Consider the following 14,958-nt stretch of genomic DNA (forward strand, 5'->3'; position numbering starts at 1 on the left):
CCGGATTTACCAAGAACCAAAATATCCAATGGAGAGAAGAAGATGAACGACAAATTTGAACTGGATCAGGTTGAAATCCTGGCCGACCGTGCCCGCCGTGGCGACATTTCGCGCCGCCGTTTCACGCAGCTTGCCATTGCCCTGATGGGTGGTGCCGCCGTGGCGGCCAAGGGCACGCCCTTGCTGGCCGACGACGGTCAGCTGGTGTTCGTGAACTGGGGCGGCGACGCGATGGACGCCTATGATACCGCCTATGGGGTGCCCTTTGGCGAGGCGACCGGTATAACCGTGAAACAGGACGGGTCCGGCCCGACCGAAGGCGCGATTGCGGCGCAGTTCCAGAGTGGCAGCCCGAGCTGGGATATCGTCGATGCGGACCCGTTTTCGGCTGAATCGCTGGGCAAGAAAGGCATGATGGAGCCGATCGACTATGACGTGGTCGACAAGTCGAAGATGCGCGAAGGCTTTGGCTGGGAATACGCCGCGTCTAGCTATTTCTTTTCCTACATCATCGCTTATGACAGCACGAAGTACGAAACGCCGCCGACCTCGATGGCGGATTTCTTTGACACGGAAAAATTCCCCGGCAAGCGCGCGATGTACAAATGGGGCGCGGGCATGTGGGAAGCGCTGCTGCTGGGCGATGGCGTGGCCCCCGAAGACCTCTATCCGCTTGATCTGGAACGCGCCCACGCCAAGCTGGCCGAGTTCAAGGACAATGTCAGCGGCTTCTGGGGCGGCGGTGCCGAAAGCCAGTCGCTGCTGTTGAACGGCGATGCGTCCATGGCGCTGATCTGGTCGACCCGCGCCAAGCTGATCGAAGAGGACAGCGAAGGCGATATCGGTTTTACATGGGATCAGGGACTGATCTCGCCCGGTGCGATGGCGGTGATCAAGGGCAACCCGGGCGGCGCGAAGGCGGCGATGGATTTCATCGCCTCGGCGCAGGATCCGGAAAAGCAGCTCGTCATGTTCGAGATGCTGGCACAAGGTCCGGCCAACCCCGAGGCAGATGCGCTGATCCCAGAGGATCAGAAGCGGTACAACCCGGTGGATCCCGAGAATTTCGCCAAGCAGATCCCGCTTGATATGGCATGGTACGAAGAGAATTACGGCGCCGCGCTCGACGCGTATCTTCAGATCGTCTCGGCCTGATCCAAGCCATCCGACCTGTCCGCCCCGGTGAGCATCCGGGGCGGATTTCCTGTTTGCGGAGAGCCTTTTGTCCAAACCGATGAAATCCGCGCTGGTGTTGCTGGGGCCTTTGCTGGCCTTTCTGATGCTGGCCTATGTCTTTCCTTTCCTCGGTATCCTGCGCTGGAGCTTTACGCTGCCCGAGCTTGGCCTAGGCAATTATGCCGATGCGCTGACCGATCCGCTGGTTCTGTCGGTGTTCGGGCGCACGCTGCGGGTCTGCGTGATCGTGACGGTGGTCTCGGTTGCTTCGGCCTATGTCATAACGCTCTTGTGGGTGCGGGGCGGGCCGGTGCAGCGGCTGGTGATGGAGCTTTGCATCCTCATCCCGTTCTGGATTTCCGTGCTGACGCGGGCCTTTGGCTGGCTGGCGTTGCTTTCGAACCGGGGGCTGATCAATACCTGGTTGCAGGGCATCGGACTGACGTCCGATCCGCTGACCATGGTGCGCAACGAATTCGGCGTCGTGGTGGGCATGGCGCATTTCCTGATCCCCTTTGCGGTGTTTCCGCTGGCATCGGCCATGCGCAACCTTGACGAACGCGTGCTGCTGGCGGCGCGTGGCATGGGGGCCGGGCGGCAGCGGGTTTTCTGGACCGTGTTCCTGCCGATGACCGCGCCGGGCATCCTTGGTGCGGCGCTGATCGTCTTTGTCTTTGCGCTTGGGTTCTTTGTGACGCCCGCGATCCTTGGCGGCGGGCGCAGCGTGATGGTGGCCGAACTGGTCTATTTGCGTATTTTCCAGAGCCCGAACTGGGGCTTGGGCGCCGCGATCAGCGTGATCCTGATGATCGGGGTCGCGTTCCTGATGGGCGCGTTGATGAAGGCGGTCCGGCCGGGAGAGAAGTCATGAAGCCGACACGTCCCGGTCTGGTTGCCGTGGTATTGGCCGCGCTGGTTGCGGTGTTCCTTTTGATGCCGCTGCTGGCGGTGATCCCGGTGTCTTTCACGCCGAAGCGGTTCCTGTCGGTGCCCGAGGATGTCTGGTCGCTGCGCCATTACCAGAGCCTTATTGATGAGCCGGAATGGGCGCGGGCGGCCGGGCTTTCGGTGCTGATCGGACTGGCGAGCGCGGCGCTGGCGACGGCGCTGGCCTTTCTGTTTTCGCTGGGCATCTGGATGCTGCGGCCACGCTATGCGGGCGCGCTGATGGGGCTGGCGCTTTTGCCGATGGTGGCGCCGCCGGTGGTTTCGGCGCTGACGCTTTATTTCTTTCTGATCACGCTGGGGCAGGTGAACGATTTCGTCGCCTATGACAGTGTGCCGGGCGTGATCCTTGCGCATATGGTGATGATTTCGCCCTTTGCGGTGGTGCTGATCACCGTGTCGCTGGCGCAGATCGACCGGCGGATCGATCTGGCCGCGCGGGTCATGGGGGCGGGGCTGTTCACGCGGATTTTCCGGGTGATCCTGCCCAACATCAAGTTCGGCGTCCTGACCGCGTTCCTGCTGACCTTCGTGCTATCATGGGAAGAGATTGGGGTGACGATCTTTATCACCTCGGTCGATGTGGCGACGCTGCCGCGGCTGATGTGGATGGGGCTGCGCGACAATATCGACCCGGCCATCGCGGCGGTGTCGGTGGTGCTGATCGTGATCGTGACGGCGGTGATCCTGACCCGGACGGCGGTGCAGGTGGCGCGCGCGCGGCGCGGCGAAGGCTAGAGCGGGCAGGGCGGAGTGCTCCGCCCTGCGTGCTTTTTTCACCCGAGTTCCGGAACGACGAGATCGCCGATGCTGTCCTTGACGTGCAGGGTCGCGCCGGTCAGCGCCTGCAATTCGTCGAACGACATGTCGGGGAGCTTTTCGCGCAGAACGAAATGGCCATCTTCGATATCGACTACCGCGAGCGAAGTATAGACCTGCGTGACGCAGCCCAGCCCGGTCAGCGGGAAGGTGCAGGTTTCGACCAGTTTCGGCTTGCCGTCCTTGGTGACGTGATCCGTTATGACGGCGACCCGTTTCGCCCCGTGAACGAGGTCCATCGCGCCGCCGACGGCGGGCACGCCCTTTGTGCCGACGCGCCAGTTCGCGAGGTCGCCGTTCTGCGCGATCTGGTAGGCCCCGAGCACGGCAAGGTCGAGATGGCCGCCGCGCACCATCGCGAAACTGTCGGCGTGATGAAAAAAGGAGGCGCCGGGGTTGAGCGTGATCGCCTTTTTCCCTGCATTGATCAGGTCCCAGTCTTCTTCGCCGGGCGCAGGGGCCTTGCCAAAGCCAAGAACGCCGTTTTCCGTGTGATAGGTCACATCGCGGCCTTCAGGCTGGAACTTGGCGATCATCTCGGGAAAGCCGATGCCGAGGTTCACATAGGCGCCGTCTTCGATGTCCTGCGCGGCGCGCCATGCGATCTGCGCGTTGGAAAGCTTGGTATAGGCCATCAGTAAACCACCTCTGTGCGGACGAGCACTTCTTCCTGTTGCGGGTCGGGGACATGGACGAGGCCATCGACGAAGATGCCCGGGGTGACCACGGTTTCGGGGTCGATTGTGCCGGGTTTTCCGAGGGTCGAGACCTGCACGATGGTGCGGTCGGCGGCCATCGCCATGAGCGGGTTGAAATTGCGCGCGGCGAGCCGATAGGTCAGGTTGCCCATGGTGTCGCCGGTTTCCGCCTTGAGCAGCGCGATATCGGCGCGCAGCCAGCGTTCCTGCACGTACATCTTGCCGTCGAATTCCTCGACCGGTTTGCCCTCGGCAAGTTCGGTGCCGTAGGAGGTGGGCGTGTAAAACGCCGGGATGCCAGCGCCGGCGGCGCGGATGCGTTCGGCGAGCGTGCCCTGCGGGACCAGTTCCAACTCGATCTCGCCGGCGAGGTATTTTTCGTTGAACGCTTCGGCATTGGAAGAACGCGGGAAGGAGCAGATCATCTTGGCGACCATGCCTGCCTTGATCATCGCGGCGATGCCGATGCTGCCATTGCCTGCGTTATTGTTGATGACGATGAGGTCGCGCGGGCTGCCGGTTTCGCGGTAACGGTCAATCAGCGCGTGGATCAGCTCGATCGGGGCGCCGGAGCCGCCGAAACCGCCGATCATGATCTGAGCGCCATCCGGGATGTTGGCAACGGCTGCCGCCAGCGAGGGGAGGGTCTTGTCCATTCGGTCTTGGCCTTTCGTGAAAGGATCTTGGCCGCTTAGCCATAGGGGGGAACGGCTTGAGGGCACAGGTATTCCGTGCAAATAATGATATTTGTTCAATATTTGTAACGGGCTGTGCGTATGGCGATCAAACCAACCGACTATATCGGGTCGCTGGCAAAGGGGCTGGCGGTTCTCGAAGCCTTTGACGGCGGGCATCCCCGGCTGTCAGTGGCGCAGGCGGCAGAGGCTACGGGCCTTGACCGGGCGGCGGCGCGGCGCTGCCTGCTGACGCTGACCGAGCTGGGCTATGCGCAGTATGACGGCAAGTTCTTTGCGCTCACCCCCCGGGTGCTGCGGATGGGAAGCCATGCGCTGGCCAGTATGCCGCTGACCCAGATCGTGCAGCCCTGGCTGAATCAGCTGTCGGAGAGGATCGGAGAGTCGGTTTCGGTGTCGATCCTTGACGGGGCCGAGATCATCTATGTCGCCCGTGCGGCGCAGCGGCGGGTGATGTCGATCGGTCTGATGCCGGGGTCACGCCTGCCTGCGCATTGCACATCCATGGGGCGCATCCTGCTGGGCGCACTTGGGCGGGAGCAGGCAATGGCGCTGATCCGAAGCTCGGACCTGTCGCCGCGCACGCCGAACAGCCTGACTGATCCGGACGTTATCATGGAGGCAATCGAGAGGGCACAGCGGGACGGGTATGCGCTGGTGGATCAGGAGATCGAGATCGGGTTGCGTTCGCTCGCGGTGGCGCTGGTCAATCCGCAGGGACGGGTGCAGGCGGCGCTGAATGTGGGCGTATCCGCCGCCCAGAAAAGCGCGGAGGAGATTGTGAGGGAATACCTCCCCGCCTTGCAGCAGGTCCGTCAGGGAATACAGCCGGCGCTGGGGTAGCGAGGCGTGTGGTCAGCGCTCTGGGCTTTAAACAACCAGAAGTTTTTCTGGCTCAAACCTCTAAATTTGGCGGATGCACGCTGATGTCAGAGGTGAAGGGATAGCTGGCACCACCTGTGCAGGAGTGACGGCGGCAGTCGCAGTCAGCGAGCGTGGTTACATATCGATTTGTGAACAATTACCTATAGCAAAAATTTGGCGTATTTTCTGCCCGTTCGCTTTCATCCCGAGACACCGGGTACCAAATTGAGGTGACGAGGAGTTCGTTGGTGTTTTCGAAGAATTGCAGGACGTATCGTCCTACTAGCGATTGAGTGCCTTCAGCCTTTTCCAAGTCATACCACCAGTAGGCCACGGGTTCATCATCCCCTAGCTCAAGTGCAAGGTAGAGCGATGGCCTGTCTTGGCACAAGTTCTGGGGTGCAACGTCGGTGTCTTTGAAGGGGCGAATAATAAACGTGTCATCGGCAGTGAAGGTTTGAGGTCGCCAACCTTTTTCTTGTTCAGTCCAACGAAAGCCAGCGCCATCTTCACCTTTGCAAAGCCAAGTAGCGGCATTTGTCGGCCCCGAAATAGCCAGCGCGAGCAAAATAACATTTCTTCAATGATGCTCTCCTGTTTTCCTCATCATGGCACTGACAGACAGGGCAGGAACCACCAGAAACTGCTGGGACAGGTAACTAGGGTGCCGTCATCGCAGATCTTTAAGGAACAGGTAACAGCGAGACAGATGTGAGGAAATGCAAAGAAAAGGGGTTAGCGTTTGATCGCTAACCCCTTGAATTCTTTGGCTCCGGCGGTAGGGATCGAACCTACGACCAATTGATTAACAGTCAACTGCTCTACCGCTGAGCTACGCCGGAACGGTTTGCGCGATATAGCAACAGGTATTTCGGAGGTCCAGAGGGTTTTGGCTGTTTTCCCGGAAAAAATCCAAACCGCTTTCACAAGCGGTGAAATACGGCCTTGGCCGACAGGGCTGGTTCGGCTTTCACGACGTCTTTCTGTTTTAAATCAACGAGGTGGGCGAAAACATTGCGCTCTGCCGCAGGGAGGAGCGCCGCCGGTGTCTCGGTATAGACGTTGCGGGCGATGGTTGCGGCGGTGGCGGGGCCCGCAGCCAGTTGATCCAGAATCGCCCGTTCGCGGGACAGGCGGTGGTTCACCAGCCAGTCGAGCCGGTCAGCGGGCGAAGTGATCGGAGCGCCGTGGCCGGGATAGAAGATCCGCCAGTCTTGTTGCCCGAGCCGCGCGCAGGAGGCCATGAAATCGGTCAGGTCGCCGTCTGGCGGCGAAACGAGCGACGTCGCCCAGCCCATCACGTGATCGGCAGTGAAACAGGCATCGTTCCAGCCAAGCGCGATATGGTTGCCAAGGTGACCGGGCGTGTGGATCACGTCGAGTTGCCAGCCGTCTCCGGTGACCACGTCGCCATCGGCCAGACGGTGATCGTGGCGAAAGTCAAGATCGATACCTTCGCCGCCCCCGGCAAGCCCGTCTGCGGCAAGCTGGGTCATTACCGGGCTGCGCCCGTCATGCGGACCGCCGAAGGCAAAGATTTCTGCTCCGGTCCGTTTCGCCAGTTCCGCGGCCAGCGGAGAATGGTCGAGATGACTGTGGGTCACGATGATATGCGACACGTGCTGGCCCGGACCGACGGCGGAGAGAATCGCGTCGAGATGCGGCTCGGACGCCGGGCCGGGGTCGATTACCGCAAGGCCGGTCGTGCCGACCAGATAGGTGTTGGTGCCGCGATAGGTCATCGGCGAGGGATTCGGGGCAAGGATGCGGCGCAACCCCGCCTCAAGCTCGACCGGTTCTCCGACTGGCGGATTGAAATCGTCGGGGGCCTCGGTCATCGCACTTCCTCTTGTCTGGGCGTCCGGTTAGGTTCGGCGCATGTCTTTCAAATGGCTCAAACGATACATGCCGCGCAGCCTCTACGGAAGGGCGGCACTAATCATCATCCTGCCGGTTGTCGTCGTGCAATTGGTGGCGTCATTCGTGTTCTTGCGCAACCACTTGCGCGACATCACAACCCAGATGACGCTGACCACCACCCGCGAGATCGCGGTGGTTCTTGACCTTGTGGATGAGGCGGAGAGCGCGGTCGAGGTTCTTGAACGCGCCGATCTTTTGATGGCCGCGCTTCTGGTCGGGTTCGACCCGGTCAGTGAGGCGGCGGTTCCGACCAACGACGATGTAGGAATATTCGACTATTCCGCGCATGTGGTGCGGCAAGTCGTGCGTGATAGCTTGCCGCAGACGCTGGCGGTTGAAATGCCGGACAACCGCGTGGTCCGCCTTTACGTCGCGACGCGGCACGGGCCGGTCGAGATCACCTTCAATCGCCGCCGGGTGACCGCCGCCGCGCCCCACCAGTTGATCCTGACGATGCTCTTCTTCGGGCTATTGATGACCGCGATTGCTTTTCTTTACATGCGCAACCAGCTGCGCCCGATCACGCGGCTGGCGAATGCGGCCGAAGCCTTTGGGCGCGGGCGGATCGTGCCCTATTCGCCGACCGGGGCGATCGAAGTGAGGGCGGCGGGGGGCGCTTTCCTTGATATGCGGGCGCGGATCGAACGACAGATCGAGCAGAGGACCATGCTGCTCTCCGGGGTCAGCCACGACCTGCGCACCCCGCTGACACGGATGAAGCTGGGGCTGGCTTTGCTGGATGAAGAGGATGCCGCGCCGCTGCTGCGCGATGTCGACGAGATGCAGCGGCTGGTCGATGCGTTTCTGGATTTCACCAAGGGGGCTTCGGAGGGTGAACCGGAGAAGGTGGATATCAAGGCGATGGTCACGCAGGTTGTCGAGGATGCGAAACGCGCGGGCAAGGACGTGAGCCTTGTCGAGACCGAGGGCGAGGGCAGGGTGATGGTCAACGCGCTCGCCATGCGTCGCGCGGTGGAGAATCTTTTGGGCAATGCGACGCAATATGGCACCAAGGCCGAGGTTTCGGTTGTGCTGACCGAGAAGTCGATGCGCATCCGGGTCGAGGATGACGGGCCCGGCATTCCGGAAGCCAAGCGTGTGGATGCGGTCAAACCGTTTTCGCGGCTGGATCCGTCGCGCAACCAGAACCGGGGCGGTGGCGTGGGTCTTGGCCTTGCCATCGTGAACGATGTGGCGCGGGCGCATGGCGGTGTCCTGCGGCTTGGGAAAAGCGACCGGCTTGGTGGTTTGCGCGCCGATATCGTTATCGGTCGGTAGCCTGCGATTGGCTGGACGTTTCCTCGGCGCGGCGTGGAGGTGGCGGCGTTTCGTCAGTTTCCGGGTGACTTTGTTGCGAGCTGGCTCTGCCTGTGACGCGTAGACCGACGCGACTGGGGTTATGCAGAACTATTGGCGCGGCTGTCGGAGAGAACCGTCGCGCCGTTCTCGTATTAAGGGCGTGAACCAACCAGTTCCGCGGCTTTTATTGGTCAGGCCATCGCAAGTCGCCGAACACGCTGCCCAGTTTCATCCGGCCGCCGCCGGTTCGGGTCAGGGCGGGCTTGTCCATTCCGGCTGTATCGTCGTTGAGTGCTTTGGCCGTTACGGTTGCCCGCGTGAACGGGGTTGTAGGCGACAGAGCGATCTGGTCTGCCGCCCAGCGGGCCACCTGCGGGGCAGAAACGCTGGTACCGTTCATCGCCACGCGTGAGCCGCTGCTTGACCCCGCGCTCAGCACGCCTTGCAGCACCACACTGTCATCGCTGGTCGCCGAGGCATCGGGACCGGGTAGCCGGAAGGCATTGAGGGTCGGCCCACCGGCCGAATAATCGGCCATTTTCTTTTCTGACCTGACATATCCGGCGATCACCGCAGGGAGGTTGCCGCAGGCGATTCCATTGATCATTCCCGATCGGAAGATGGCACTGTCATGATCCACTTCGTCATCCGAAATCACGGCGCCACCCGGGCGGCTGAAACGGTCGTAAAGACCGTCCGACAGGTAGGATTGTCGGCCGAATTCCGGAAAACCGGGCAGGGTATCATCGCGCTGGACCCAGATGTTCAGGGATAGATCGCTGATCGAGGTGGCCTTGGTGAAACGCAGCTTCCATGCGCCCGCGCGGGCCACTGGGCGGACGTCTACCGGGTGATCTGTCGGCACGAGATAGATTTCGAACCTGCCCCGGTTGGTCGGGAAACGAGGCGGGCTGTAGACAACCATGCCGACGATTACTTTAACGCCTGACGAGTTTGTATCCCTGAGAAGGGTCAGGCCCGGCGCAGTGCCGGCGATGATGGTGTGGGGCGTGCTGAAACCCGGCACGGTGACCTGCATCTCGACCGTGCCATTCTTGACCGGGGTCATGACCGGTAACCATGCGGTCAGGATAGAGGCGCTCCGGTCAGCGGGTTGCAGGTTCCAGGCAAGTTCCTTGGCGGGCACGGCGTTCGTGAGGTTGACGATTGCATGGCAGCGCGAAAGGTTGCCGTTCCCCGAGGGCAGCATCAGCACGCGGGGACGGTTCGAGTTTGCCGCCATCTTTGACAGGTTGCCATCTATCGCGCGGTCGATCCTGCTGGTCCCGTCATGCGGGCCCATGAAATTCCCAAAACTGAAGTTCATGACAAGGGGCGTTGCCTGCGCAGCGCCATCGACCGTGTAATGCTCCATTTGCCGCGCGATAAAGGTAAGCGCCTGTTCAAGCGCCTGTTGCAGCCATTGGCCCATCGTATTTGCAACCAGTCGCGTCGGGAGTTGTACGGCGATGATATGCCTCTCAACGCCCTTGGCGTCATCAGCGTTATAGCCTGCTGCCAGTCCTGTTACATGGGTGCCGTGTGACACCCGGTGCGCGCAGCTGTTGATTGACCGCCTTTGCCAGTCGATCAGCCCGAGTGCGCGGTAGACCTTCTCCTCGTCCAGCAGGCCGCTATGCAGGTTTGCACTCAGGATCTGCTCGATTTCATCGCGGGTCCAGACCCGGCCCACGGTGCTTTGTATCTGGGCGTTCGGATCGGGGGTGCCGTCCATGTCGAGAAAGAAATCCACGCGGCTTAGCGCCAATGCGCCTGTGGTATCCTCTTGCCGGAACAGGTCATGGGCGATCGCGATGCCATGGTCGATGACGGCGGTGACAACTGTCTGATCGGAAACCGCGAGATCCAGTTCGATGGGGGCGATTTCGGTGATCGATGGGTTAACTGTCCTGCTGTCCAGCGGAAAGCTGACTTCGATGGACGCGATCCCCAGGCTGTCTTCGCCATCCTGTGCGTTGACCGCGTTGATATAGGCGCGCTTGGCGTAGATCGTTATGACATCGAGGTCGGTGCTTTCGCGGAAGGCCCCGTCGTATTCCCCCGGTATCAGAAGATCGTCATCGAGCGGCTTTGTGTAATGGTCCTTTGCCTTTCTGACCAGTTCATTGATCGTCAGGCTGGAAACCTTGTCGTCCCCCCTTGCGACGGTAACCAGCGCCAGCCACCACTGATCGTCATATTCGGATTTACGCTCGGGTGAGGGGTTTTCGGTGCTCAGGTCAAGGTCGGCGGCCGTAAAGCGTGCCATCGCGTTGACCGCGAAATCCGCCAGCGGATCGCGAGGCTGATCCACCGGCGCAAGTTCTGTCCAACTGAGTGCCATGTTCGATCCTCCTCATGTTCCGTCGCCGTCGGTGTCGAGCTCTTCGGCGAGGTCGATCCATTCATCCGCCGCCCGCTTCCAGAGCCAGTTCAAGGCTTGCGACACGGTCTGGTTGGAGGCTGGGTTGGCAATAGCGGTTTCGGTCGCCCATGCGGTTTCGATCTGTTCAGGATTTGTGCCGCCCGCCGGGTTGTTCGGGCGGAAGTAATCGCGCCAGTCAAAATCCTGCTCTTCGGGATAGGCTGCGCCGTCAAAACTCCAGCTTTCGGCAGGCGCGGTGTGGGTGCAGCGATCAACGAAATACTTGCCCAGCGAAAGGCCCAGAACCGCGCCAGCGGCGCTGTCCACAGGGAAATGCACCCCCGCCACCGTGCGGTTTATCGCGATCCGCGCGGCCTGGCGCATCATCATTTCACCCCATATGCCTTGCGAATAGGGTTTGACGTTGTTGGCCCGCAGCAGCAGCCACAACACCCGCGCCATGGTGAAAGACTCGGTCGCGTGACCGCTTGGCAGGCTGCCATGCGAGGGCGTCCATATCATTGGCTGGATCTGCGGCGAATATTCTATCGGTCGTTTGCAGGCCAAGGCGTATTTCAGTCGCATCTCGACAAAATTCGCGAGCCAATGGGCCATCGACAGAAGTTCGATCGTAAAGGGCGTGCGGGCCGGTTCGATATAGGCAATGGCCCGCAGGAATTCCGTCGGCGTGCCAAGCTGCGCGAGGATTTCTGCCATCCGGTCCTGTCTGAGATCGGCATAATTGGCGACCAATGTCAGTTGCGAGGCAAAGATGTCCTGTGTGGGCCTGCGCATTTCAAACAGGAGTTTGTAGGCCGTGTCGGGCACCGGGCTGGCCGGTGTGGTTTCAAGATGAAAGACACGACCCAGACCGGGATCACCTGCCACGGCGTCCGGTTCGAAAGCGAAGCCGATACGGCTGCCCAGTTCCAGAGTGAAGATGCTGGCACGGACCGCGGGCGAAAGGCGTCCGAGATATTCCGTATTTTCCTGAACGCTCGGATCGACGGCGGTCGCGCCGACCGCCTGCCAGTTTCCTGCGATCCCATCGTGATTGGTGATCAGGGCCTGAGAGATGAGTGGTGGGTTTGCCGGTCCGGGTGCGCCGAAGGCCCCGAAAGCGCCGAAAGCGCCAAATGCGCCGAAGGCTCCGCTGCCGTTAAAGGCTCCAAAGGCGCCAAATGCTCCGAATGCGCCTTCGGGGGCCACGTTGGATGAATTGGCCATGTCTATTCCTCCCAAAATATAGTTGTTTCAAATAAACTTCAGTCAGGTACTCCAATGTCTTTCAGTGTTTCGGCAAAGGCCCGACCAACGGGCAGGTCGGCGCTGGGCGTGGTGCGTCTCCATCTGCTGATCGTAAAGCCGGGATCGAGTCGCAGGATTTTATCAAGCGTGGCCCGGGCGGCGTCGTGATTGCCAAGCCGCCATTCGGTCACCGCCAGCATGCGCAGCGAAGACATGTGGAGCCGATTGAGTCTTAGTGAGCTTTTGATGAGTTCGAGCGCCCGTGGATAATCCTCGGCCACTAGGCTGGCACTGCCCGCCAGCGACTGGAAGAAAAACCGATGCGGATCGCGCGGCGCGAGATGCAGGGAACGTTCCGCGTCCCGGACCGCCCGCGCGCCGTCCCCCCTGAACGCATAGAGCGTTCCGCGCAGGGCACGACCGGTTGGCTCGTTCGGCGTGTATTCAAGGGCGCTGTCGTAGAGTTCCTCGGCCTCGTCCAGATCGTGCAGGAGATTTGTTTGCACGAAACCCTCGGCGATCAGCGCCACGCTGTTTGTCGGATCCAGATCAAGCGCGCGGTGCGTATGGTTGAGCGCACGCCGCGCTTCTTCGGACCGGTCGGTCGACCAGCCCTGCACGACCTTGAGAACATGCCACCGAGCTTTCCACGAGAGCGGGACCGGATGCTGTGGAATGCGTTCGATCAGGGCGTCGAGCAGATCGCCCGCGCGATTGAAATCCGCAGGCGACAGCCGGTACATCAGGGCGACGGATGCCATCAATATTTCGTAACTGCTCAGGGTCGGGATCGGCAGGCTCATCGCGCGCTTCATTTCCAGATCGAGAATTGCCACGTGAATTTCATTGGCGACCTCGGCGAATATCGCGTTCTTTTGCAGGATCTCCGTCTCTTCGACTTCGATGCGACTGGACCAGACAACCGAACTCGAAAGCGCGCGGGTCAGGCTAAGGTCGAGAACATGGCGGCTTTCGCCCACCGCGCAGGAGCCTGACAGCAGGAAATCCGCGCCCAGCGATTCCGATAGCTGGGTCAGTGTGTAATTCTCGATCGAGATGGTCATGGTCGACAGGTGCGAAATCACGTTCATCTGGTGCGATCCCGACAGCGCCGCGATCAGGTCGTCGGCCAGCATCTTTCCCCAGACCGAAGCCTTGTCGCTGTTGCGCACCATCAGCGGCAGCACGGCGATTGTCGGTAATAGGTCTTCTGGTGACATCAAGGGCGCGACACGGGAGAATTCGTTGGGGGCAAGGACCCGGAAGGCATGGACGGGCAGGGGCACGTTTTTAAGGTAAACCGGACCGAAATCCTCGAATTCGGCGTCCACGTCGCTGGCAAGCGCGTCACGTACGCTGGCCGAGGCCATGACGTCGCCCGGGTTTGCCGCCGCCGCGAGACGTGCCGCGATGTTGACCTCCCGCCCGTAGAGATCGGCATCAGGACCCCGCAGCACTTCGCCGGCGTGCATGCCGATGCGGATTTCAAAGGTCTGACCTTCAGGCGCATGTCTGTTGAACTCGGTGAGGTCCATTCGCATTTTCAGCGCCACTTTCACCGCTTCTGAGGGGTCATCGAATTCCAGCATGACGCCGTCCCCCAACCGTTTGACGATCCGTCCCATGCCGGTCTGAACAATGCTCTGCTCGATCTTGTCTACGAAATCGAGCCAGCGCTGAACCGATCCTTCCTCGTCGCTGTCGATCAGCCGGACCGAATCCACGACATCTGCAAAAACGATGGTTTCGGACGACCGTTGAAAGGGCTGTCTTCCAAATACCTCGTCAGCAAACGTCGCCCGCGCCGCCGCCATATGCGCCACTCCCCCACCCACAGGATTTCAACCTATCATAACCGGATTCCAAAGTTTTGCATCTTTGGGGTGTGGCGCTATCAAAAGAATATGAGGCGTTTGGGGGAGGGTCAGGGAGGGATCTGTGCTTAGGCCTGCTATCTATCAGTCAAAAGAATGAACAATGCTTAACGTTAGAGGGTTTCTCTCTATCCTGGGTTTTAGCGGCGTGTACGGTCGCCAATCTTTCGAACAAGTACCGCCAAGGACAACGCGCACGGTTTTCTTGTTGTGCTTCTGAGGCTTTTCCAGAGTTATTTGGATCACAACACCCAAGCTGCCATCAATGTGCAACCAACCATAAGAGAGATGACCGCAAGCAGAACCTTCCACCCGTTCAAGGCTTTCGTCGGAGCGTGAATAGACAGATCGCAAGTGTTGCAATGCGCGCCGTCCCCTTCAATCACATGTACAAGTTCACCAGCATCGCCGCATCTTGGACAGGTGGAATTGGCAGGAAAAATTAAATTTGAAACTTTATCCCAAAAGCGAGTTTTCTTTTTAATTTGTGAGCGTACTTCGAGCTCTAAGTATCTGTAATCTTTCATGATTCCTCCTTTTCGGCAGGATTTCGCCGATGCCTCTCATGAGGCAACGGTTTTTAGGAGGAAAGGGGCGCGAGGTCGTTGAATCCAGAAACGCTGTGGCAGATTTCCTAGAACACGTTCACACGTATCGCGCCCGAAATGTGTCGGCGCGCGACACATCGGCATTTTTTTTCGATTTTTCGGGAGATTTGGTAGGCCCGGCAGGACTTGAACCCGCAACCAAAGCGTTATGAGCGCTCTGCTCTAACCAATTGAGCTACAGGCCCGACTGCGCATTGACTACGCAAGCGGTTGGGGACGGTCAAGCACGAGCTTGCAATTCCGGCCCATTGTATCGTGTTGGCGCGGTCTTTTTCCCTGTTGATCGTCTGGCCGCACCTTGGTTAGGGGGCAGTGCACCGCATTAACCTTGCCAAAGCGTTAACGCGATCGCCTGTTCTGACGGCTAAGCCGAACCCTCTGTGCGCCCTTGTTGCCGAGACGTCGCTCTGGCCGTGGACTCCTTGATCGCTCCGCGCTATCGGGGGG

Annotated in this window: 13 protein-coding genes and 2 tRNA genes; 5 read left to right on the top strand and 10 right to left on the bottom strand. The window is 60.3% G+C overall.

Annotation, left to right across the window (positions count from 1 at the left end):
* Positions 1 to 42: 42 nt before the first annotated feature.
* From ACU0FH_RS14945 to ACU0FH_RS14955, 3 genes are all read left to right on the top strand, one after another.
* Positions 43 to 1,155: an ABC transporter substrate-binding protein gene (locus ACU0FH_RS14945; protein WP_446195445.1), complete on the top strand. Its 1,113-nt coding sequence runs from the start codon at positions 43 to 45 to the stop codon at positions 1,153 to 1,155.
* A 67-nt stretch (positions 1,156 to 1,222) separates the two neighbouring features.
* Positions 1,223 to 2,047 carry an ABC transporter permease gene (locus ACU0FH_RS14950; protein WP_446195446.1) on the top strand — a complete coding sequence of 275 codons (825 nt, stop codon included), beginning with the start codon at positions 1,223 to 1,225 and terminating at the stop codon, positions 2,045 to 2,047.
* Positions 2,044 to 2,859, top strand: a complete 816-nt coding sequence (locus tag ACU0FH_RS14955) for an ABC transporter permease (protein WP_446195447.1) — start codon at positions 2,044 to 2,046, stop codon at positions 2,857 to 2,859. Before ACU0FH_RS14950 ends, ACU0FH_RS14955 begins: the two co-directional genes overlap by 4 nt.
* Positions 2,860 to 2,897: 38 nt before the next feature.
* Here ACU0FH_RS14955 and ACU0FH_RS14960 read toward each other — a convergent pair whose 3' ends face one another.
* A complete protein-coding gene (locus ACU0FH_RS14960) occupies positions 2,898 to 3,575 on the bottom strand; it encodes a 3-oxoacid CoA-transferase subunit B (protein WP_446195448.1) in 678 nt (225 codons plus the stop codon).
* Positions 3,575 to 4,294: a 3-oxoacid CoA-transferase subunit A gene (locus ACU0FH_RS14965; protein ID WP_446195449.1), complete on the bottom strand. Its 720-nt coding sequence runs from the start codon at positions 4,292 to 4,294 to the stop codon at positions 3,575 to 3,577. Before ACU0FH_RS14965 ends, ACU0FH_RS14960 begins: the two co-directional genes overlap by 1 nt.
* A 120-nt stretch (positions 4,295 to 4,414) precedes the next feature.
* On the opposite strand from ACU0FH_RS14965, the gene ACU0FH_RS14970 reads away from it, so the two are divergent.
* Entirely contained in the window at positions 4,415 to 5,176 is a 762-nt protein-coding gene (locus ACU0FH_RS14970) for an IclR family transcriptional regulator domain-containing protein (RefSeq protein WP_446195450.1), read from the top strand.
* Between the two features lie 178 nt (positions 5,177 to 5,354).
* Here ACU0FH_RS14970 and ACU0FH_RS14975 read toward each other — a convergent pair whose 3' ends face one another.
* From ACU0FH_RS14975 to ACU0FH_RS14985, 3 genes are all read right to left on the bottom strand, one after another.
* Positions 5,355 to 5,765 (bottom strand): hypothetical protein, encoded by a 411-nt coding sequence (locus tag ACU0FH_RS14975; protein WP_446195451.1) that lies wholly within the window; start codon positions 5,763 to 5,765, stop codon positions 5,355 to 5,357.
* Between the two features lie 199 nt (positions 5,766 to 5,964).
* Positions 5,965 to 6,039, bottom strand: a tRNA-Asn gene (locus ACU0FH_RS14980).
* 81 nt (positions 6,040 to 6,120) lie between these two features.
* The gene (locus ACU0FH_RS14985) at positions 6,121 to 7,035 is read right to left on the bottom strand and encodes an MBL fold metallo-hydrolase (RefSeq protein ID WP_446195452.1); all 915 of its coding nucleotides are present in this window, start codon (positions 7,033 to 7,035) and stop codon (positions 6,121 to 6,123) included.
* Between the two features lie 40 nt (positions 7,036 to 7,075).
* Here ACU0FH_RS14985 and ACU0FH_RS14990 point away from each other — a divergent pair, with 40 nt between their 5' ends.
* Positions 7,076 to 8,395, top strand: a complete 1,320-nt coding sequence (locus ACU0FH_RS14990) for an ATP-binding protein (protein WP_446195453.1) — start codon at positions 7,076 to 7,078, stop codon at positions 8,393 to 8,395.
* A gap of 205 nt (positions 8,396 to 8,600) precedes the next feature.
* Here ACU0FH_RS14990 and ACU0FH_RS14995 read toward each other — a convergent pair whose 3' ends face one another.
* The 5 genes from ACU0FH_RS14995 to ACU0FH_RS15015 all read right to left on the bottom strand — a co-directional run bounded on the left by ACU0FH_RS14995 (position 8,601) and on the right by ACU0FH_RS15015 (position 14,696).
* Positions 8,601 to 10,760 (bottom strand): S8 family serine peptidase, encoded by a 2,160-nt coding sequence (locus ACU0FH_RS14995; RefSeq protein WP_446195454.1) that lies wholly within the window; start codon positions 10,758 to 10,760, stop codon positions 8,601 to 8,603.
* 12 nt (positions 10,761 to 10,772) lie between these two features.
* Complete coding sequence (locus tag ACU0FH_RS15000) at positions 10,773 to 12,008, bottom strand: phosphatase PAP2 family protein (protein WP_446195455.1); 1,236 nt, start codon at positions 12,006 to 12,008, stop codon at positions 10,773 to 10,775.
* 38 nt (positions 12,009 to 12,046) lie between these two features.
* Positions 12,047 to 13,843 (bottom strand): adenylate/guanylate cyclase domain-containing protein, encoded by a 1,797-nt coding sequence (locus tag ACU0FH_RS15005; protein WP_446195456.1) that lies wholly within the window; start codon positions 13,841 to 13,843, stop codon positions 12,047 to 12,049.
* A gap of 302 nt (positions 13,844 to 14,145) precedes the next feature.
* Entirely contained in the window at positions 14,146 to 14,430 is a 285-nt protein-coding gene (locus ACU0FH_RS15010; protein ID WP_446195458.1) for a hypothetical protein, read from the bottom strand.
* 189 nt (positions 14,431 to 14,619) lie between these two features.
* Positions 14,620 to 14,696: transfer RNA gene (locus tag ACU0FH_RS15015), tRNA-Ile, on the bottom strand.
* Positions 14,697 to 14,958 lie beyond the last annotated feature (262 nt).

Source organism: Heliomarina sp., assembly GCF_052826185.1.